Genomic DNA, 15,077 nt, shown 5'->3' on the forward strand with positions numbered 1-15,077 from the left:
GGGCGTTGTCCGCCCCGGTATCATCTGAGGTTAATGAACCCATAGCAAAAAGTAAAACCTGTGCTTCATCCCACAGTCCCGGTCACCTCCTGCCGAGCACCCGGGTGTGCCACTCCGGGACCGGCGCGGCCGCCTTGCCGCACGACTCGGGACGGAGTCGGTCGGTCACCAGCCGGGTGACCTCCACGACCAGCCGGGCCCGGCCGGTGCCGACCGCCACCGTCCAGCGGTCCTCGCCGGCGGGGTGGGCGGGCTCCACCGGCGGTCCGGGCACGGTCAGGTCTCCGGTGGCGAGCCGGTAGGCCAGTTCCGCGGCCTGCTGCGGCCGCCGCAGGCCGCTGCGGCCCCGGTAGTGCCCCGTGTCGGCAAGCTCGGTCGGGATCCGGCCGGCCTCGGCCGCGCGTAGGGCCGTGACCACGGTGTCCTCGTCGAGGCGGCCGTACGAGAGGCCGTACGGCAGCACGGTGGCGGTGGGGGCGAATCGGTGCCCGCCGAGGTGGGTGGTCTCGACGACCTGACCGGGGGCGGCGCGGTGGGCCGCCTCCGCCAGCGGCCGGCCGCCGAGCGCGCAGCACTGGTCGCGCTTGCCGTTGGTGCAGACCAACAGGACCGGTCGGTCGGCGGGGTCGAGTTCCGGCAGGGCCGCCAGCAGCCGGGTGGGCGTCGGGTCGGCCAGGGCGTCGACCGGCAGGTCGAGCAGTCGGTCGGGGGTGGCGACGGTGCCACGGACCAGCCAGGGGTCGTCGAGGGTCCCGCCGCTGACGATCACCGGACGGGCGGCGATGTGCCGGTCCGGATGGGCACCCGGCTCCCGCATCAGGGCGAACCGGCCACCGACGCCGGAGACCGCTGTGTCCAGCCGGGCGCCCAGCCCGGGATCGAGGCGGGACTCGGTGGCCGCCCGGGCACCCCAGGGCCCGTCCTGCTCGAGGACCACCCAACAGGTGGCCTCGGCGGCGGTCCCCACCGCCTGCTCCGCCGCGCCGAGGGAGCGGACCGAGCACCGGTCGGCGGATCCGTCCGGGTGGTGCGTGGGGTGGTGTGCGGCTGGCTGGGTCATCGTGGCTCCTCACCGTCGGGGACGGCCCGCGGCCGGGGCCCGATCACCACCATGCCATCTGGCCGGGTGTCCTGTGCCGGCGTCCCGGCAGCTCGGGCCGGAGCGCCCGGCGGACCGGGGGCGGACCGACGTCAGAAGTGGGCGGACGCCGGCGCCATCAGGGAGCGGAGCACCACCACGATCGCGTCGTCGGCCGGAAGCCACGGGACACTGCCCAGCTCGTCAGCACCGAGCCAGCGCAGCAGGTCGTGGGCGGGGCCGGGACGTACGTCGGTCCGGGCGGGCACCGCGAGCCAGACCCTGATCCGCCAGCCCTCGACGATCGGCCAGGCGCCGTCGGACATCGGGCCGCGGACCTCGGGACCGACGGTGATCGGCAGGGACAACTCCTCCGCCAGTTCGCGGTGCAGGGCCGCCAGGGGCTCCTCGCCGGCCTCCACCTTGCCGCCGGGGAATTCCCACCCGCCGGCCTGGGAAGTGGCGTGCCGGCGGGCCGCCAGCAGTCGGGTCGGTCGAGCCAGATCGTCCACCAGAGCGGCTGCGACGACAAGGTGCCGGTCGCGGGGGAAGCTCATGATGCCCACTCTCTCATGGCCCCTGCCGGCGTCGCAGCCGGGGCCGCGGTGATCAGACACAGACGGTGATCAGGGGCAGGCCGTGATGGTCCCGCTCAGCTTCCGGTTGCTGATCACCGTCGACATGCCGGCCGGCCGGCCCGGGCACACCGAGGTGGGACTCCCCTTGTACTCGATGTTGAAGACGGCCTTGCCACCGGCGAGGAAGGCCTGGTATTGGTCACACTCCCGGTAGGCCACGCACTCCTCGTTCACGGCGAAGTCGACATCCTTCGCCAGGTCGTCGATCTGGTCCTCGTTGTTCTTGAGCCCGACGGCGAGACCCCGCTCGTGCGCCGCGGCCGCCAGGGCCCGCTGGTAGGCGATCTGGTCGGCCGCGCTGATCGGGAAGCCGGTGTCCTGGGTCCAGCCGTCGGTGTTGTCGGGGTCGATCGCGACGAAGCCCTTGCTCTTGCAGACGTCCATCCGCGCCGTCATGATCGGCAGCAGGGTGCTGATCTGTCGTACGTCGAGCCATTTCTCCCCGGGCCACCCGTCGAGATCGTTCCCGATCACGCTGGCGGGGAAACTGTCCTTGTCCGGGCGGAAGTCCTCGTACGCGCCGGCGTTGAGGTAGCAGACCGAGGCCACGCCGCGGTCCCTGAGCTGCGTGACGTCGCTGGCGTTGGTGCGTTCCCAGTCGAGGTTGTAGACATCGAAAGGCCGGGAGAAGTCCACTTTCCCGGTGTACTGGATCAGGAAGGTGGCCCCGACGTCCGGAGCCCACCAGGGTCCCGCGGAGCTCGTGGTGCGGACCGTGCGGGCGACGGTCGGTGCGGTCTTCACCGTGTCCGGTTGGTTCCCCCGAGCGGCGTATGGCACGAGTCCGCATCCGCCGATCAGCGGCACGACACCGATCAGTATCGCGAGCCAGGTCTTCGCTCTCACCAGTTCTCCTGAAGGATCCGCCACGGGTTCGGGAGTCTTCCCGCCGTGGTCCAGTAATAGCCTGCCCCACCCGCCTCGGCCCGCGCCATAGCGTCGGGCTGCTGATCGGGAGGACAGGAATGGATCAGGTGCCACACCCGCCCGGGTTCGGCGGCGGTGACTCCTGGACTGTGCCTGGCGTAGGTCGGCCACGCCATTTCGGCCACACAGGTGACGTCCGCCCGGAGCACCAACTCGTCGGAGGCCGGGCGCCCGGGATTGGCCACCACGGTGGTGGCGCCCGCCGATCGCAGCCGGTCGATGACCTTCGGGCGCCAGTGCCGGGAGGCCACCGGGGGGACGCGGTCGAGCATCACCGCGGTCACCGCGTAGCGCTCCTGCCAGGCTGCGAGGTCGGCCAGGACGGCGTCGCCCGTCCGGTCGCCGTACGCCACGTCGACATAGCCGACCACTGGCGTGCCCACGCCGGTCAGCGCCTCCCGGTAGCTGCCGTCCACCTCCCGGCCGGGCCCGTCGGCAACGTTGACGACGGCGAACGCGAGTCCGGCCTCTCCGGCCCGGAGCCGCTCCCAGGCGGCCGGTGCCTCCAGCGGGTGCACATACCACGGCGCGGCACGGTGCATGGTCCTCACCAGGCCTGGGGACGCGAGAGCCGATGGGTGACGATGATCGCCGCCGATGCCACCAGCACGGCGGTGACCAGGATGAAGTTCCCCGATTGCCAGGGCTCCTCGGCCGGCAGTCGATAGGTCAGGGCGAGGCCGCCCGCCGTACACGCCAGGACCGTGAACACCATCGCCCCGGTTGCCGCGCCGGTGCGCAGCAGCGCGTTGATGGTCGCGACGAGCGCGGCGGTGGCCGTCGCCGCGGTGATGGCGAGGGGCTCGTCCAGGTACACCCGATACGGGTCGTCCAGGACCCGGAACGCGACCCAGACCGCGGCCGCGCAGAGTGCGAGCAGCAGTGGAGTGCCGATCGCTCCGGCCAGCGTCCGACCGGGGAACCACCGGGTGAGATGACTGCTGACCCACCGGCCGAAGATCCGCGCCACAGCGAACAGCGGATCGGCCAGTACGCCTGCCACGAGGCCCGCGATCGCGACGGCGGCGAAGGCCCCCGGGCCGATCCGGAGGAAGATCACCAGCAGCAGGCCAAGGTGGGCGAGGGTCTGGATCAGCGCCACCGTCACGGCGCCGACCGTGCCGGGGACGATCCGGGAACGTGCGGTCCGGATCGCCTCCCCGGCCGCGGAGGCTGCTGCCACCGACGCCAGCGCGGTTGCGCCGACCGCCAGCACCAACACCTGCCAGTACGCGCCGAACGTCCAGGCGAGGGCGGACACGGCTCCCGCGATGCCGACCAGGGCCACCAGCAACGGGCCCGGTCGCAGGGTCACCAGCAGCGGCGCGCTGCACGCCCAGAGCACCCAGATCATCACGGTGGGTTCGCGGAGCGCGATCCAGGTGGCGATCCCCAGCAGCACCATGATGCCGCAGGTGATCATCGCTCCTCGGACGGCGTCACCCCGGGGACCGCGCCCCAGCCCGTGCCAGAGCGCCGCGCTGACCACTTGAGCGGTCAACCAGCCGGCCGCGGCGATCACGAAGACCACCACTTCGACGGACTCGCGAGGCATGGTGGACACGCAGATGACGACTCCGGCGAGCATGACGACAGCTCGGCCCAGCGCTGCCCACAGCAGGTGGCTGCGGGCGGACCGCCGTCCCCGTCGGGTTCGCCCACGGGGCACCGGGTCCCTCTCCCCGAGCAGCTGCTGCGCCCACCCGGCGGTCGAGGCATGCCCGGCGGCGCGGGCGGCGCGGTCGGAGAACCCCGACGCCTCGAGGTGGGCCGTCACGTCCCACAGGTCGACCCCGATGGCGGCCGCGTCCTCCGGCGTGGGCCGGTGGTCCGCACCCGGGCCGGCCGGTGCTCGCCCGGCACCGGCCATCGGGTGTGCAGCGCTCGTCGCGGACATCAGCCCCTCCCCTCGGTCAGCACGTTGTCCTTCGTGTCGCTCCTTGCTGCCAGGTCGTTCCCTGCGGCGATCTGCACAGCCGGCACCGGCACGACACGGATCGTGGCCGGCACCGCCTCGGACCTCCGCACCCTGCGTCGCTGCCGTTCGACAGTCGTGCCCGGCGCGGCGATCCACGGAGGTGTCTCGGCGCTCTGCACGGTCCGGTATGCCTGGCGATAGCGCTCGGTGAAGAGGTCCAGGTTGAACATCGCGAGGGCCCGGCTGCGGGCGCGCCGCCCCATCGCACGGCGCTCCTCGTCCCGGGTGAGGAGTCGGACCAGCGCGGAGGCCATCGCGTCCGGATCCCTGGGGGGCACCAACACCCCGCACATCCCGTCGTCGCCGACCACCTCCCCGACACCTCCGACATCGGTGTTGACGGTGGCACGACCGGCCATCATCGCCTCGATGACGGTGTAGGGCAGCCCCTCGGAGATGCTCGACAGGGCGATCACGTGACCCGCCTCCAGCGCCGGCACGGCCGAGGAAACGGCTCCTTCGAAGGTGACCACGCCGGCCAGGCCGGCTTCGGCGGCCTGCCGGACCAGGTCGTCGCGGTAGCGCTCGTTGCCGTTGGGCGTGGGCCCGAACAGGCGCAGCCGGACGTCAGGCACATCACGGCGCACGATCTCCACCGCGGAGATCAGGGTGGCCAGGTCCTTCAGCGGGTCGATGCGACCGACGAACGCGATCGTGGGCTCCGCCGGCTCCGTCGTGATCTCCTGGAAGAGGTCGGTCTCGACACCGTTGTGGATCGTCTCGATCTTCTCGGGGTCCGCTCCCAGCAATTGCTCCCAGCCGTCATTGAACCGGCTGACGGGCGTGATCCGGATCGCCTCCTCGTACGTCACCCGGCTCAGCGCCCGCAAGAAGGCGCTCACCGCGCGGCGGGCCGGCCAGCTCAGGTCGGTGCGCGCCAGCGCCAGATAGCGTTCCCGCAGATAGATGCCGTGCTCGGTGAGCAGGATCGGCGTGCCCGCCGACCACCACCGGCCGAGGGCGAGCAGGGCACTCGGACCGTTCGCGGCGACGTGACTCAGATCGAATTCCGGGAACGGTATGTCCGCCAGGGCCAGCATCCGGTCCACGTGGGCGGTCGCCTGCACCGCATCCGCCAGGGACAGCGGAGGCAGTTCCGGGCGGACCCGACGCTGGGCGCGCCAGGCCGCCAGCAGCGCCCGTGCAGAGCCGTCCCCCGCGAGCATCCTGGACAATCTGACCCCGTGCCAGCCGGTCAGGCCCCGCAACGCCTGCGAGAATCCCCCGACGTCGGTTGCGTCGTCCGTCGCCGCCGGCAGGGCGGCCGACCAGATCCGCCCGAGGAGGTCCTCCAGCGCGCGCCGCCGCCGCGGTACGACGGCCGGTCGCATCGGCCCCCACATCGGGATGAGGGTGGTCTCGGTGACGTTGCCGGGTGTCCGTACGACCGCGCGTTCGTCGGAGCCGATGATCGACACCGGGACGAACGTATGCTCCGGCATGCCGTTGATGAGGAGCTCGCACCAGCGGGTCACCCCACCCCGGACCACCGGGTAGGTGCCTTCGGTGAAAAGGCCGATACGCATCACGCCACCCCCTATCGCCACTCGGCACTGGACGGGAAGCCGGATGATCCGGCCGTTTCGAACTCGGCCTGCGCGCCGGGGGCCAGCTCCACCCAGGCCGAGCGTTGGCCGGCGTACGCCTCGCCGAACAGGCCCGTGGCCATTTCGGCCGAGACGGTGTCCGCGCCGTCGGGCAGGCTGACCGGCACCCGCACCGGGTGATCTGCATGGTTGATCAGCTTCACCCGTGAACCCGAGACGGTCGCGTCCACCAGGCTCTGGTCGGTGTCCCAGGCCTGCCGGTCGACGACGGCCTGGCCGGCGTCCGACATGGAGGGGTTGATCAACGGTACGGAGTCCGAGTAGACGTCGGCCCGACGGCTCAGCGCCTGGTCCAGGATCGGGTAGAGGAGCCGCTGGGAGGTCAGGTTGCTCTGGTGCACGAAGTGCGGACGGGGATCGTCGCTGATCATGTGGGTGAAGATCTTGTCCGCCTCCATCGGGAGGATGACGTCGTTGAAGCCGGTGTCGAGGTCGACCGGTGCGACGCATTCGGTCTGCGAATCCGGCGCCGCACATTCGCCGCTCCCGCCGTCGGCGAGGGAGTCGTTCTTCCAGTTGTAGAGCGATACGACCTGCCGCATGGTCGGCGTGTCGTAGTCGAGGTCGATCGGCGTGCGCGGCACGGTGTTGGCCGATCCGATCCGGCGCGAGCCGTTCTCGTCCGAGTCGTCGCTCGCGGTCCAGAGGATCCCGGCCCGGGTCAGGACGTCGGCCAGGGCCGGATTGTCGTCGGGCTGCTGGGGCGGCTTGCGGAGGCCGGAGTGCTCACCGGTGACCAACTCCGTCGTCGAGAAGTTGTCCAGCTTCATCTTCCGCATGAACTCCTGGTTCGTGACGATCTCGCGGGCCAGGGTGTCCGCGGGGACCCACTGGATCGCACCGTTCACTTCGACGCAGTGCCAGTCGTTGGGAAGCAGGACCTGCTGGCAGCCGAGGAACGCATGGGTGTACGTGTGGTTGAGCAGCCGCAGGTCCGCGGTCACCTGCACCAGCCGGTCGGCCAGCGGGTCCCTCCCGCCGTGGGTCTGGGCGTACTCCGCGGCTCCCGCGCCGTTCAACGCCAGGTCGATCTTCACGCCGCTGGCCTTCTGCCAGGCGACGAGCGCGTCCAGGTCGGCGGGCACCATCCTGATGGTCGCGTCCGGGCCCGTGGTGGGGATGGTGGGCGGGCAATTCCGGCCGATCTCGCATTTGCCCTCGACGCTCCACTGGGAGTTCGGAAGGAAGAGGTCATCGGCATGGACGGAGAAGTAACTCCGGAAATGTGACACCGAGACGTCGCGGGTGACCCAGCGAATCATGCCGTGGGCCAGGAGCTTCACGGATTCGTCGCCGGCGTTGCTGTTGAACGAGACGATCATCCGTTCGCGACCGCTGCGGACCTCCGCACGGATGAGCGTGGCGGGGGTCTTGGTGCCCGGGAAGAGCATCGTCAGGAACGGAGTGGTCTGCACGCCCTTGATCGGGCCGGGATTGCGCACCAGGGCCGCCTCGGTGTCGTCGTTGCCCGGGTCGATCTGGACGGCACCTCGGAGATAGGAGAACGCTCCCGCCTCCCCCTGGCTCGTGACAGTGGTCTTCGCGCCGTCGATCGGCCCCCGATACACGGTGCTCTGGGGCACGTCGAGGGCGAGGTCGGTGGTGGGGGCGGTCTCGATCAGCCGGACGTTGAAGGTCGACTGGTAGGTGCTCAGCAGCTGCTGTTCGGTGGCCGTCAGCAGGGCGGACCCCGCCCGGGGGGCGATGATCGCCGAGAAATGACCGTGGGCGCCTCCCGCGTCCTGCGATGCCAGCAGCGTGGACGTGACGTTGTGGCCCGGACCGGCCGTGAGATCGACGCGAGTGAACGGCACCCCCTCGGTCTTCAGCTGATTCCGCAGGGCTTCCGCCCAGCTGCCGCCGTCGTCGAGCACGAGCACGCGGAGGGCGACATCGGAGTTGCCGGCCGGCGCGGCCGGGTGCGCTGCCGTGGTCGTATTCTGGGTCGGCGCCGAGCCCGCCACCGGCGTGACGTCGGCTTTCACCGAGCATCCGGCGCACAACAGCACCACCGCGAGAACGGCGGCCGATGAACGCCGCAGCTTCGGGCCCGGACGACGTCCCGGTGGACGTGAATGTCCTGTGGACAAGTTCGAATCGCGCATTGCCACCCCCCAACAACCAGAACACTGATGTCGCCGAGGGGTGTCAAGAAATGAAGGCGGATCGTGATGCTTCGGTGTCTCGCCCCATCGACGCTGTGTGTAGCCTAGGACACAGCGGACCAACTGTGGCCTAAGACACAGTAAGCCAAAGGTCTGGCGGTTCCCGAAGGTGCATTCTCTGCAGTGGGAGACACCGTGGGGCGCGGCTAGATTTCCCCGGCACAGACGGCCGTGGACGGACATGAACAGGCCCGGATCCGCGGCAACAGCCGCGGATCCGGGCCTGGGGTCACTCGCCGGACGGCGGTGGGTACTCAGAGATTGATCATGTGGCCGGCGATGCCCTCAGCGGCTTCCTTGAGCGTCTCGGAGAGGGTCGGGTGGGCGTGGATCGACCGGCCGATCTCCTCGGCGGTGAGGTCCCAGGTCTGGGCCAGGACGAGCTCGGGCAGCAGCTCGGTGACCTCCGGGCCGATCATGTGGGCACCGAGGATCTCGCCGTACGTCGCGTCGGCGACGATCTTGACGAAGCCGACCGTCTCTCCCATGCCGCGCGCCTTGCCGTTGGCGGAGAAGGGGAACTTCGAGACCTTGACGTCGTAGCCGAGCTCCTTGGCCTTCTCCTCGGTGTAGCCGAAGGCGGCGATCTGCGGCTGGCAGTAGGTGGCGTGCGGGATCATGTCGTAGTTGATCGGCATCGTCTCGGCACCGGCGATGGTCTCCGCCGCCACCACGCCCTGGGCCTCGGCGGTGTGGGCGAGCATCAGCTTGGCGGTGACGTCGCCGATCGCGTACACGCCGGGCACGTTGGTGCGCATGTAGTCGTCGATCTCGATCGCGCCGCGCTGGGTGAGCGCCACACCGGTGTTCTCCAGGCCGTACCCCTGGGTGCGGGGGGCGAAGCCGAAGGCCGACAGCATCCGGTCGGCCTCCAGGATCTGCTGTTCGCCGCCGGCCGCCGGCTCGACGGTGATCCGTACGCCGGTGCCGGTGTCCTCGACCTGCTTGACCGCGGTGCTCGTGAGGACCTTGATGCCGAGCTTCTTGTACGCCTTCTGCAGCTCCTTGCCGAGTTCGGCGTCCTCGACCGGGATCATCCGGTCCAGGTACTCGACGATGGTGACGTCGACACCGTACGAGTTGAGGACGTAGGCGAACTCGGTGCCGATCGCGCCGGCCCCGCCGATGATGATCTTCTGCGGCAGGCTGTCGGAGAGGATCAACTCCTCGTAGGTCAGCACATTGGCGGAGCGCTGCATGCCGGGCAGCATCCGGGTGACCGAACCGGTGTCGATGATGACGTTGTCCGCGGTGATCGTCTCGACCGAGCCGTCGTTCAGGGCGATCTCGAGGGTCTTGGCGTCCTTGAAGGTGCCCCAGCCGTCGTACTCCTTGACCTTGTTCTTCTTCATCAGGTAGTGCACACCGGCGGCGGACTTCGAGGCGACGTCGCGGGAGCGGCTGTAGGCCTTGCCGTAGTCGAGCCGCACCTCACCGTCGATGCTGAAGCCGAAGAGGTCGCGGTCATGGGTGAAGATGTGCGCGAGCTCCGCGTTGCGCAGCAGCGCCTTCGTCGGGATGCAGCCGACGTTGAGACAGACACCACCCCAGTACTTCTTCTCGACGATGGCGGCTGACAGGCCCAGCTGGGCGGCGCGGATCGCCGCGGTGTACCCACCGGGCCCGGCGCCCAGGACAACGACGTCAAAGTGTGCGGTCATGGCCTCAACCTTAACCAGCGAGCCCCTCCTCTGTCGTCGCGACCGCCGATCACGGACCAGGTTGTGGCACCGGGTGGCACGCGGGTCGCCAGGCCGGTCCACCCGCCGGTCGGCGGGCGCCGCGGAGGGGCTCGGACAGCGGCTCCGCGGCCCCGCCGGGACCGTGGGTTAGGCTGGAACGGTGACTTCTAGCTCCACCGCCTTGCAGATCGGCAAGATGATCCGCGACGCCCGTGAGCAGCGGGGACTGTCCGTGGACGCCCTCGCCGCCAAGCTGAACACCCAGTCCTCGGCCCTCGAGGAGGTGGAGAGCGGAGCGGTGACCGTGTCGATCGACCTGGTCAACCGGATCGCGCAGGCCTTGGAGGCCGGGCCCGGTGCCGAGGCGACCGAAGCCGTCCCGCAGCCCATGCATCCGATCAAGCCGACGCCGATGCACCTCACCATCGAGGGCGGCCGGCGGCTGAGCGGGGCGATCGACGTACGTTCCTCCAAGAACGCGGCGGTCGCGCTGCTGTGCGCCTCGCTGCTCAACCGGGGTCGTACGGTGCTGCGCAAGATCGCCAAGATCGAGGAGGTCAACCGGATCTGCGAGGTGCTGATCAGCATCGGCTACCGGATCTCCTGGATCAACGAGACCGATCTGGAGCTGATCCGCCCCGAGGAGCTGGACCTGGACCGGATGGACGTCACCGCGGCCCGGCGGACGCGGTCCATCATCATGTTCTTCGCTCCGCTGATGCACTTCTACCCCGAGTTCAAGGTGCCCTACGCCGGCGGCTGCGACCTCGGGGCGCGCACCATCGAACCGCACCTGCAGGTGCTGCGGCACTTCGGGCTCGACGTGCTGGCCACCGAGGGCTTCTACCGGTGCACCGCGGAGGACGTGCACGCCCCGGAGCGGGCCGTCGTGCTGACCGAGCGCGGCGACACTGTCACCGAGAACGCCCTGATGGCCGCCGCGATGGTGGCGGGGCCGGTGACGATCCGGAACGCCTCACCGAACTACATGGTCCAGGACCTGTGCTTCTTCCTGGAGAAGCTCGGGGTCCGGATCGACGGGGTGGGCACCACCACGCTGGTCGTCCACGGCGTCGGCGAGATCAACGCCGACGTGGAGTACTACCCCTCCGAGGACCCGATCGAGGCGATGAGCCTGATCACCGCGGCGATCGTGACGAAGTCGGAGCTGACCATCCAGCGGGCGCCGATCGAGTTCCTCGAGATCGAGCTGGCCATCCTGGAGGAGATGGGCCTCGACTTCACCGTCACCGACGAGTACCGGGCCGACAACGGCCGGACCCGGCTGGTCGACATCACCGTCCGCCCCTCGACGCTGAAGGCGCCGATCGACAAGATCCACCCGATGCCGTTCCCCGGACTCAACATCGACAACCTGCCGTTCTTCGCGGTGATCGCCGCCGAGGCCCAGGGCCAGACGCTGATCCACGACTGGGTGTACGAGAACCGGGCCATCCACCTGCTCGACCTGGCCAAGATCGGCGGCAACATCCAGCTGCTCGATCCGCACCGGCTGATCGTCAACGGCCCGACGAAGTGGCGCGGCCGGGAGGTCACCTGTCCCCCGGCGCTGCGCCCGGGCGTGTGCCTGCTGCTGGCGATGCTCGGCGCGAAGGGCGAGTCGGTGCTCCGCGACGTCTACGTCATCAACCGCGGCTACGAGGACCTGCCGAACCGGCTGAACGCGCTGGGCGCCAACGTCCGGGTCACCACCGGCTAGTCGTCCGGCTCCCGGCCGCATCGTGTCTCGGGACCGGACACCCCGCCGGGGTGCGGCACCATGGAGCGCATGACCTCGATCCTGTCCATCCAGTCCTCCGTCGCGTACGGCCACGCCGGCAACAGCGCGGCGGCCTTCCCGCTGATGCGGATGGGCATCGAGGTCTACCCGGTGCTCACCGTGCACTTCTCCAACCACACCGGCTACGGCGCCTGGCGCGGCCCGCTGCTGGACCCCGCCGACGTCCTCGACGTGGTCCGCGGGATCGACGAGCGGGGTGCCCTGGCCGGCTGTGACGCGCTGCTGTCGGGCTACCTGGGCAACGGCGCCACCGGCGCGACGGTGTTGGCCGCGGCCGAACTGCTCCGGGAACGCAACCCCGACGCCGTGTGGTGCTGCGATCCGGTGATGGGTGACGTCGGGCGCGGGTTCTTCGTCCGCGACGACGTCCCGCCGATGTTCCGCGACCGGGTGGTGCCGATGGCCCAGGTCCTCACCCCGAACCACTTCGAGCTCGACCACCTGGTGGGCCGCGAGACCCACACGCTCGACGAGATCCTGGCGGCGGTCGACGAGCTGCGCTCCCGCGGGCCACGGACCGTGCTGGTCACCTCGATGGTGAGCACCGAGACCGACCCGTCGACCGTGCAGCTGCTCGCGGTCGACGACGCGGGTGCCTACCTCGTCACCACCCCGAAGCTGGACGCCTACTTCGTCGGCTCGGGCGACGTCACCTCGGCGATCTTCCTCGCCCACCTGCTCGGCACCGGCTCGGCCCGTTCGGCGGTGGAGAACACCGCCGCGGCGATGTTCGGCCTGCTGCACCGCACCCGGGAGCTGGGTCGGGCGGAGCTGGCGCTGGTCGACGCCCAGGACGAGTTCGTCGCCCCGGCGTGGACCTTCACCGCCGACCGGCTGCGCTGATCACCTGCGCGGCCCGACGTCCACGCTGCCGAGCCGTCCCCGACCCGGTGCGGTGTCACCCGTTGGTCACCTGACTCTGCTGGGATGGCCCCATGTCCGTCAGTGATCTGCCGTTCTTCTCCCCGCCGTTCCTCGCCCTGGCGCACCGCGGGGGATCCACGTACGCTCCCAACGTCGGCCGGGAGAACAGCCTGCACGCCTTCGGGGAGGCCGTTGCCCTGGGCTACACCCACGTCGAGACCGACGTGCACGCGACGCACGACGGCGTCCTGGTGGCCTTCCACGACGACCGGCTGGACCGGGTGACGGACCGCGCCGGGGTGATCGCCGAGCTGGACCACGCCGAGGTGGCCCAGGCCCGGATCGGCGGGATCGAGCCGATCCCCACCCTGGACGAGGTGTTCGAGGCGTTCCCGGACACCTTCTTCAACATCGATCTCAAGGCCGACGGGGCCGTCCGGCCGCTGCTGGCGGTGATCAACCGGCATCGGGCCCAGCAGCGGGTGAACGTCGCGTCCTTCTCCGCCCGCCGGCTGCACGACTTCCGCCGGCTCGCCGGCAGCCAGATCTCCACCTCGGTCAGCCCACTGGGCGTCGCCTGGTTCCGGATGGTCCCGACCCTGCCCCGGCTGCTGTCCGTCCCCGGCAACGTGCTGCAGGTGCCGCACTGGACGCCGCTGCCGCGGACCGTGGGGGCTCTCCCGGCCGGCCTGCTCGACCTGGCCCGGCACGACATCCGGGGCGACGAGGTGCGGGTGGTCACCCGCGGTCTGGTGGACGCCGTCCACGCGGCGGGCAAGAAGCTGCACGTCTGGACGATCGACGATCCGGTGGAGATGGCTGAGCTGATCGAGCTGGGGGTCGACGGGCTGGTCAGTGATCGGATCGACGTCCTCAAGGACGTCCTGGTGGAGCGGGGGCTGTGGCATGGCCGGGACTGAGATCGGGATCGAGCCGGGCACGCGCCGCCCGCTCCACGCACGGTTCGGACGGCGGGCCCGGATCTGGTCCTGGGTGTCGTACGACTGGGGCTCCTCCGCGTTCGCCTCGGTGATCGTGACGTTCGTCTTCGCGACCTACCTGACCGGGACGGTGGCCGCGAAGGACGGAGCGATCAGCGGCCCCACCGCGCTGAGCATCTCCACCGCGGTCGCCGGGGCGATCATCGCCCTGACCGCACCCATCATGGGCCAGCGGGCCGACGGCGGTGGGCTGCGCCGCAGCCTCGGGATGTGGACCGCAGTGGTGATCGCCGCCACCGCCGCGATGTTCGCCATCCGACCGGAACCCTCCTATCTGGTCGCCGGCCTGGTGCTGCTGGGCATCGGCACGGTGGCCACCGAGTTCGGCAACGTGTCGTACTACGCGATGCTCAAGCAGGTGTCCGAGGACGAGGACATGGGCCGGATCTCCGGCCTGGGCTGGGCGATGGGCTACACCGGCAGCATCTTCCTGCTGCTGTTCGCCTACTTCGGGTTCATCGCCAAGGGCAACTGGTTCGGGGTGCCCGCCACCGATGGGCTGGGCGTCCGGATCGTCTGCCTGCTCGTCGCGGTCTGGTACCTCGTCTTCGCCATCCCGGTGCTGCTCGCCGTGCCCGACCCGCACGCCGGTCCGCGCCCCACCCGGACCGGCGTCATCGCCTCCTACCGGCGGCTCATCGGCGACGTCCGCGACCTGTGGCACGCCGACCCTGATGCCGTCCGCTTCCTGATCGCCTCGGCGATCTACCGCGACGGCCTGGCCGCGGTGTTCACCTTCGGGGCGGTGCTCGCGGTCAGCGTGTACGGCATGCCGGCGAGCGCGGTGCTCCTCTTCGGCGTCGCGGCCAACATCGTCGCCGCGGTCGGGGCCGGTGCGGGCGGATTGCTGGAGGACCGTCTCGGGGCCCGGCCGGTGATCCTGGGCTGCATCATCGGTCTGGTCGGGTCGGCCACGGTGCTGCTGTTCGTCCATGGCCTCGGCCTGTTCTGGGTCTTCGGTCTGGCCCTGTGTCTCTTCGTCGGCCCGGCGCAGTCGTCGTCCCGTTCGATGATGGCCCGGATGGCGCCGGCGGAACGCCAGGGCCAGATGTTCGGCCTCTACACCACCTCCGGCCGGGCGGTGTCGTTCCTCTCCCCTGCGCTGTTCGCGCTGTTCGCCGGCGTCACCCACCAGGACCGCTGGGGCATCGTGGCGATCATCCTGGTCCTCGCCGTGGGCGCGCTGCTGTTGTTGCAGGTGCCGGCCGCCAAGGGGAGGTCCGGCGCGGTCTTGGCCCGGACCGCTAGTCTGGACGACGACCGGTAGACCATGGGCGGGGGAACAACCGCGCCCTCGTACGCGTTGACCGGTCGCGCCAGCAATCCTAGGAGGTAG

12 protein-coding genes are annotated in these 15,077 nt (G+C 70.3%); 4 read left to right on the top strand and 8 right to left on the bottom strand.

Annotated elements, in window-relative coordinates; translation table 11 throughout:
- Positions 1–82 precede the first annotated feature (82 nt).
- The 8 genes from R0145_RS08315 to lpdA form a co-directional block, all read right to left on the bottom strand.
- A complete protein-coding gene (locus R0145_RS08315; RefSeq protein WP_317839900.1) occupies positions 83–1,060 on the bottom strand; it encodes a sucrase ferredoxin in 978 nt (325 codons plus the stop codon).
- 131 nt (positions 1,061–1,191) lie between these two features.
- Entirely contained in the window at positions 1,192–1,635 is a 444-nt protein-coding gene (locus R0145_RS08320; protein WP_317839901.1) for an NUDIX domain-containing protein, read from the bottom strand.
- Positions 1,636–1,704: 69 nt separating this feature from the next.
- Positions 1,705–2,562, bottom strand: a complete 858-nt coding sequence (locus R0145_RS08325; protein WP_317839902.1) for an endo alpha-1,4 polygalactosaminidase — start codon at positions 2,560–2,562, stop codon at positions 1,705–1,707.
- The gene (locus R0145_RS08330; protein ID WP_317839903.1) at positions 2,559–3,185 is read right to left on the bottom strand and encodes a spherulation-specific family 4 protein; all 627 of its coding nucleotides are present in this window, start codon (positions 3,183–3,185) and stop codon (positions 2,559–2,561) included. Before R0145_RS08330 ends, R0145_RS08325 begins: the two co-directional genes overlap by 4 nt.
- Positions 3,186–3,190: 5 nt before the next feature.
- Positions 3,191–4,540 (bottom strand): hypothetical protein, encoded by a 1,350-nt coding sequence (locus tag R0145_RS08335; RefSeq protein WP_317839904.1) that lies wholly within the window; start codon positions 4,538–4,540, stop codon positions 3,191–3,193.
- Positions 4,540–6,147 carry a GT4 family glycosyltransferase PelF gene (pelF, locus tag R0145_RS08340; protein ID WP_317839906.1) on the bottom strand — a complete coding sequence of 536 codons (1,608 nt, stop codon included), beginning with the start codon at positions 6,145–6,147 and terminating at the stop codon, positions 4,540–4,542. Before pelF ends, R0145_RS08335 begins: the two co-directional genes overlap by 1 nt.
- Before the next feature lie 11 nt (positions 6,148–6,158).
- On the bottom strand, positions 6,159–8,213 hold the full coding sequence (locus R0145_RS08345; protein ID WP_317839907.1) for a hypothetical protein: 2,055 nt from the start codon (positions 8,211–8,213) through the stop codon (positions 6,159–6,161).
- 434 nt (positions 8,214–8,647) lie between these two features.
- Positions 8,648–10,054, bottom strand: a complete 1,407-nt coding sequence (gene lpdA, locus R0145_RS08350) for a dihydrolipoyl dehydrogenase (protein ID WP_317839908.1) — start codon at positions 10,052–10,054, stop codon at positions 8,648–8,650.
- Positions 10,055–10,271: 217 nt separating this feature from the next.
- Between lpdA and R0145_RS08355 the strand changes: the two genes are divergently transcribed.
- The 4 genes from R0145_RS08355 (at position 10,272) to R0145_RS08370 (ending at position 15,008) form a co-directional block, all read left to right on the top strand.
- A complete protein-coding gene (locus R0145_RS08355; protein ID WP_317840191.1) occupies positions 10,272–11,795 on the top strand; it encodes a UDP-N-acetylglucosamine 1-carboxyvinyltransferase in 1,524 nt (507 codons plus the stop codon).
- Between the two features lie 69 nt (positions 11,796–11,864).
- Positions 11,865–12,719 carry a pyridoxal kinase PdxY gene (gene pdxY / locus R0145_RS08360; protein ID WP_317839909.1) on the top strand — a complete coding sequence of 285 codons (855 nt, stop codon included), beginning with the start codon at positions 11,865–11,867 and terminating at the stop codon, positions 12,717–12,719.
- A gap of 92 nt (positions 12,720–12,811) precedes the next feature.
- Positions 12,812–13,660 carry a glycerophosphodiester phosphodiesterase family protein gene (locus R0145_RS08365; protein ID WP_317839910.1) on the top strand — a complete coding sequence of 283 codons (849 nt, stop codon included), beginning with the start codon at positions 12,812–12,814 and terminating at the stop codon, positions 13,658–13,660.
- Positions 13,647–15,008, top strand: a complete 1,362-nt coding sequence (locus R0145_RS08370; protein ID WP_317839911.1) for an MFS transporter — start codon at positions 13,647–13,649, stop codon at positions 15,006–15,008. Before R0145_RS08365 ends, R0145_RS08370 begins: the two co-directional genes overlap by 14 nt.
- Positions 15,009–15,077: the final 69 nt, after the last annotated feature.

This window comes from Raineyella sp. W15-4, assembly GCF_033170155.1.
Taxonomy (GTDB): domain Bacteria; phylum Actinomycetota; class Actinomycetes; order Propionibacteriales; family Propionibacteriaceae; genus Raineyella.

Coding starts and splice junctions, on each gene's coding strand:
- R0145_RS08315 (WP_317839900.1), bottom strand. CDS start 1,060: ATGACCCAGCCAGCCGCACACCACCCCACGCACCACCCGGACGGATCC.
- R0145_RS08320 (WP_317839901.1), bottom strand. CDS start 1,635: ATGAGCTTCCCCCGCGACCGGCACCTTGTCGTCGCAGCCGCTCTGGTG.
- R0145_RS08330 (WP_317839903.1), bottom strand. CDS start 3,185: ATGCACCGTGCCGCGCCGTGGTATGTGCACCCGCTGGAGGCACCGGCC.
- R0145_RS08335 (WP_317839904.1), bottom strand. CDS start 4,540: ATGTCCGCGACGAGCGCTGCACACCCGATGGCCGGTGCCGGGCGAGCA.
- pelF (WP_317839906.1), bottom strand. CDS start 6,147: ATGCGTATCGGCCTTTTCACCGAAGGCACCTACCCGGTGGTCCGGGGT.
- lpdA (WP_317839908.1), bottom strand. CDS start 10,054: ATGACCGCACACTTTGACGTCGTTGTCCTGGGCGCCGGGCCCGGTGGG.
- R0145_RS08355 (WP_317840191.1), top strand. CDS start 10,272: ATGATCCGCGACGCCCGTGAGCAGCGGGGACTGTCCGTGGACGCCCTC.
- pdxY (WP_317839909.1), top strand. CDS start 11,865: ATGACCTCGATCCTGTCCATCCAGTCCTCCGTCGCGTACGGCCACGCC.
- R0145_RS08365 (WP_317839910.1), top strand. CDS start 12,812: ATGTCCGTCAGTGATCTGCCGTTCTTCTCCCCGCCGTTCCTCGCCCTG.
- R0145_RS08370 (WP_317839911.1), top strand. CDS start 13,647: ATGGCCGGGACTGAGATCGGGATCGAGCCGGGCACGCGCCGCCCGCTC.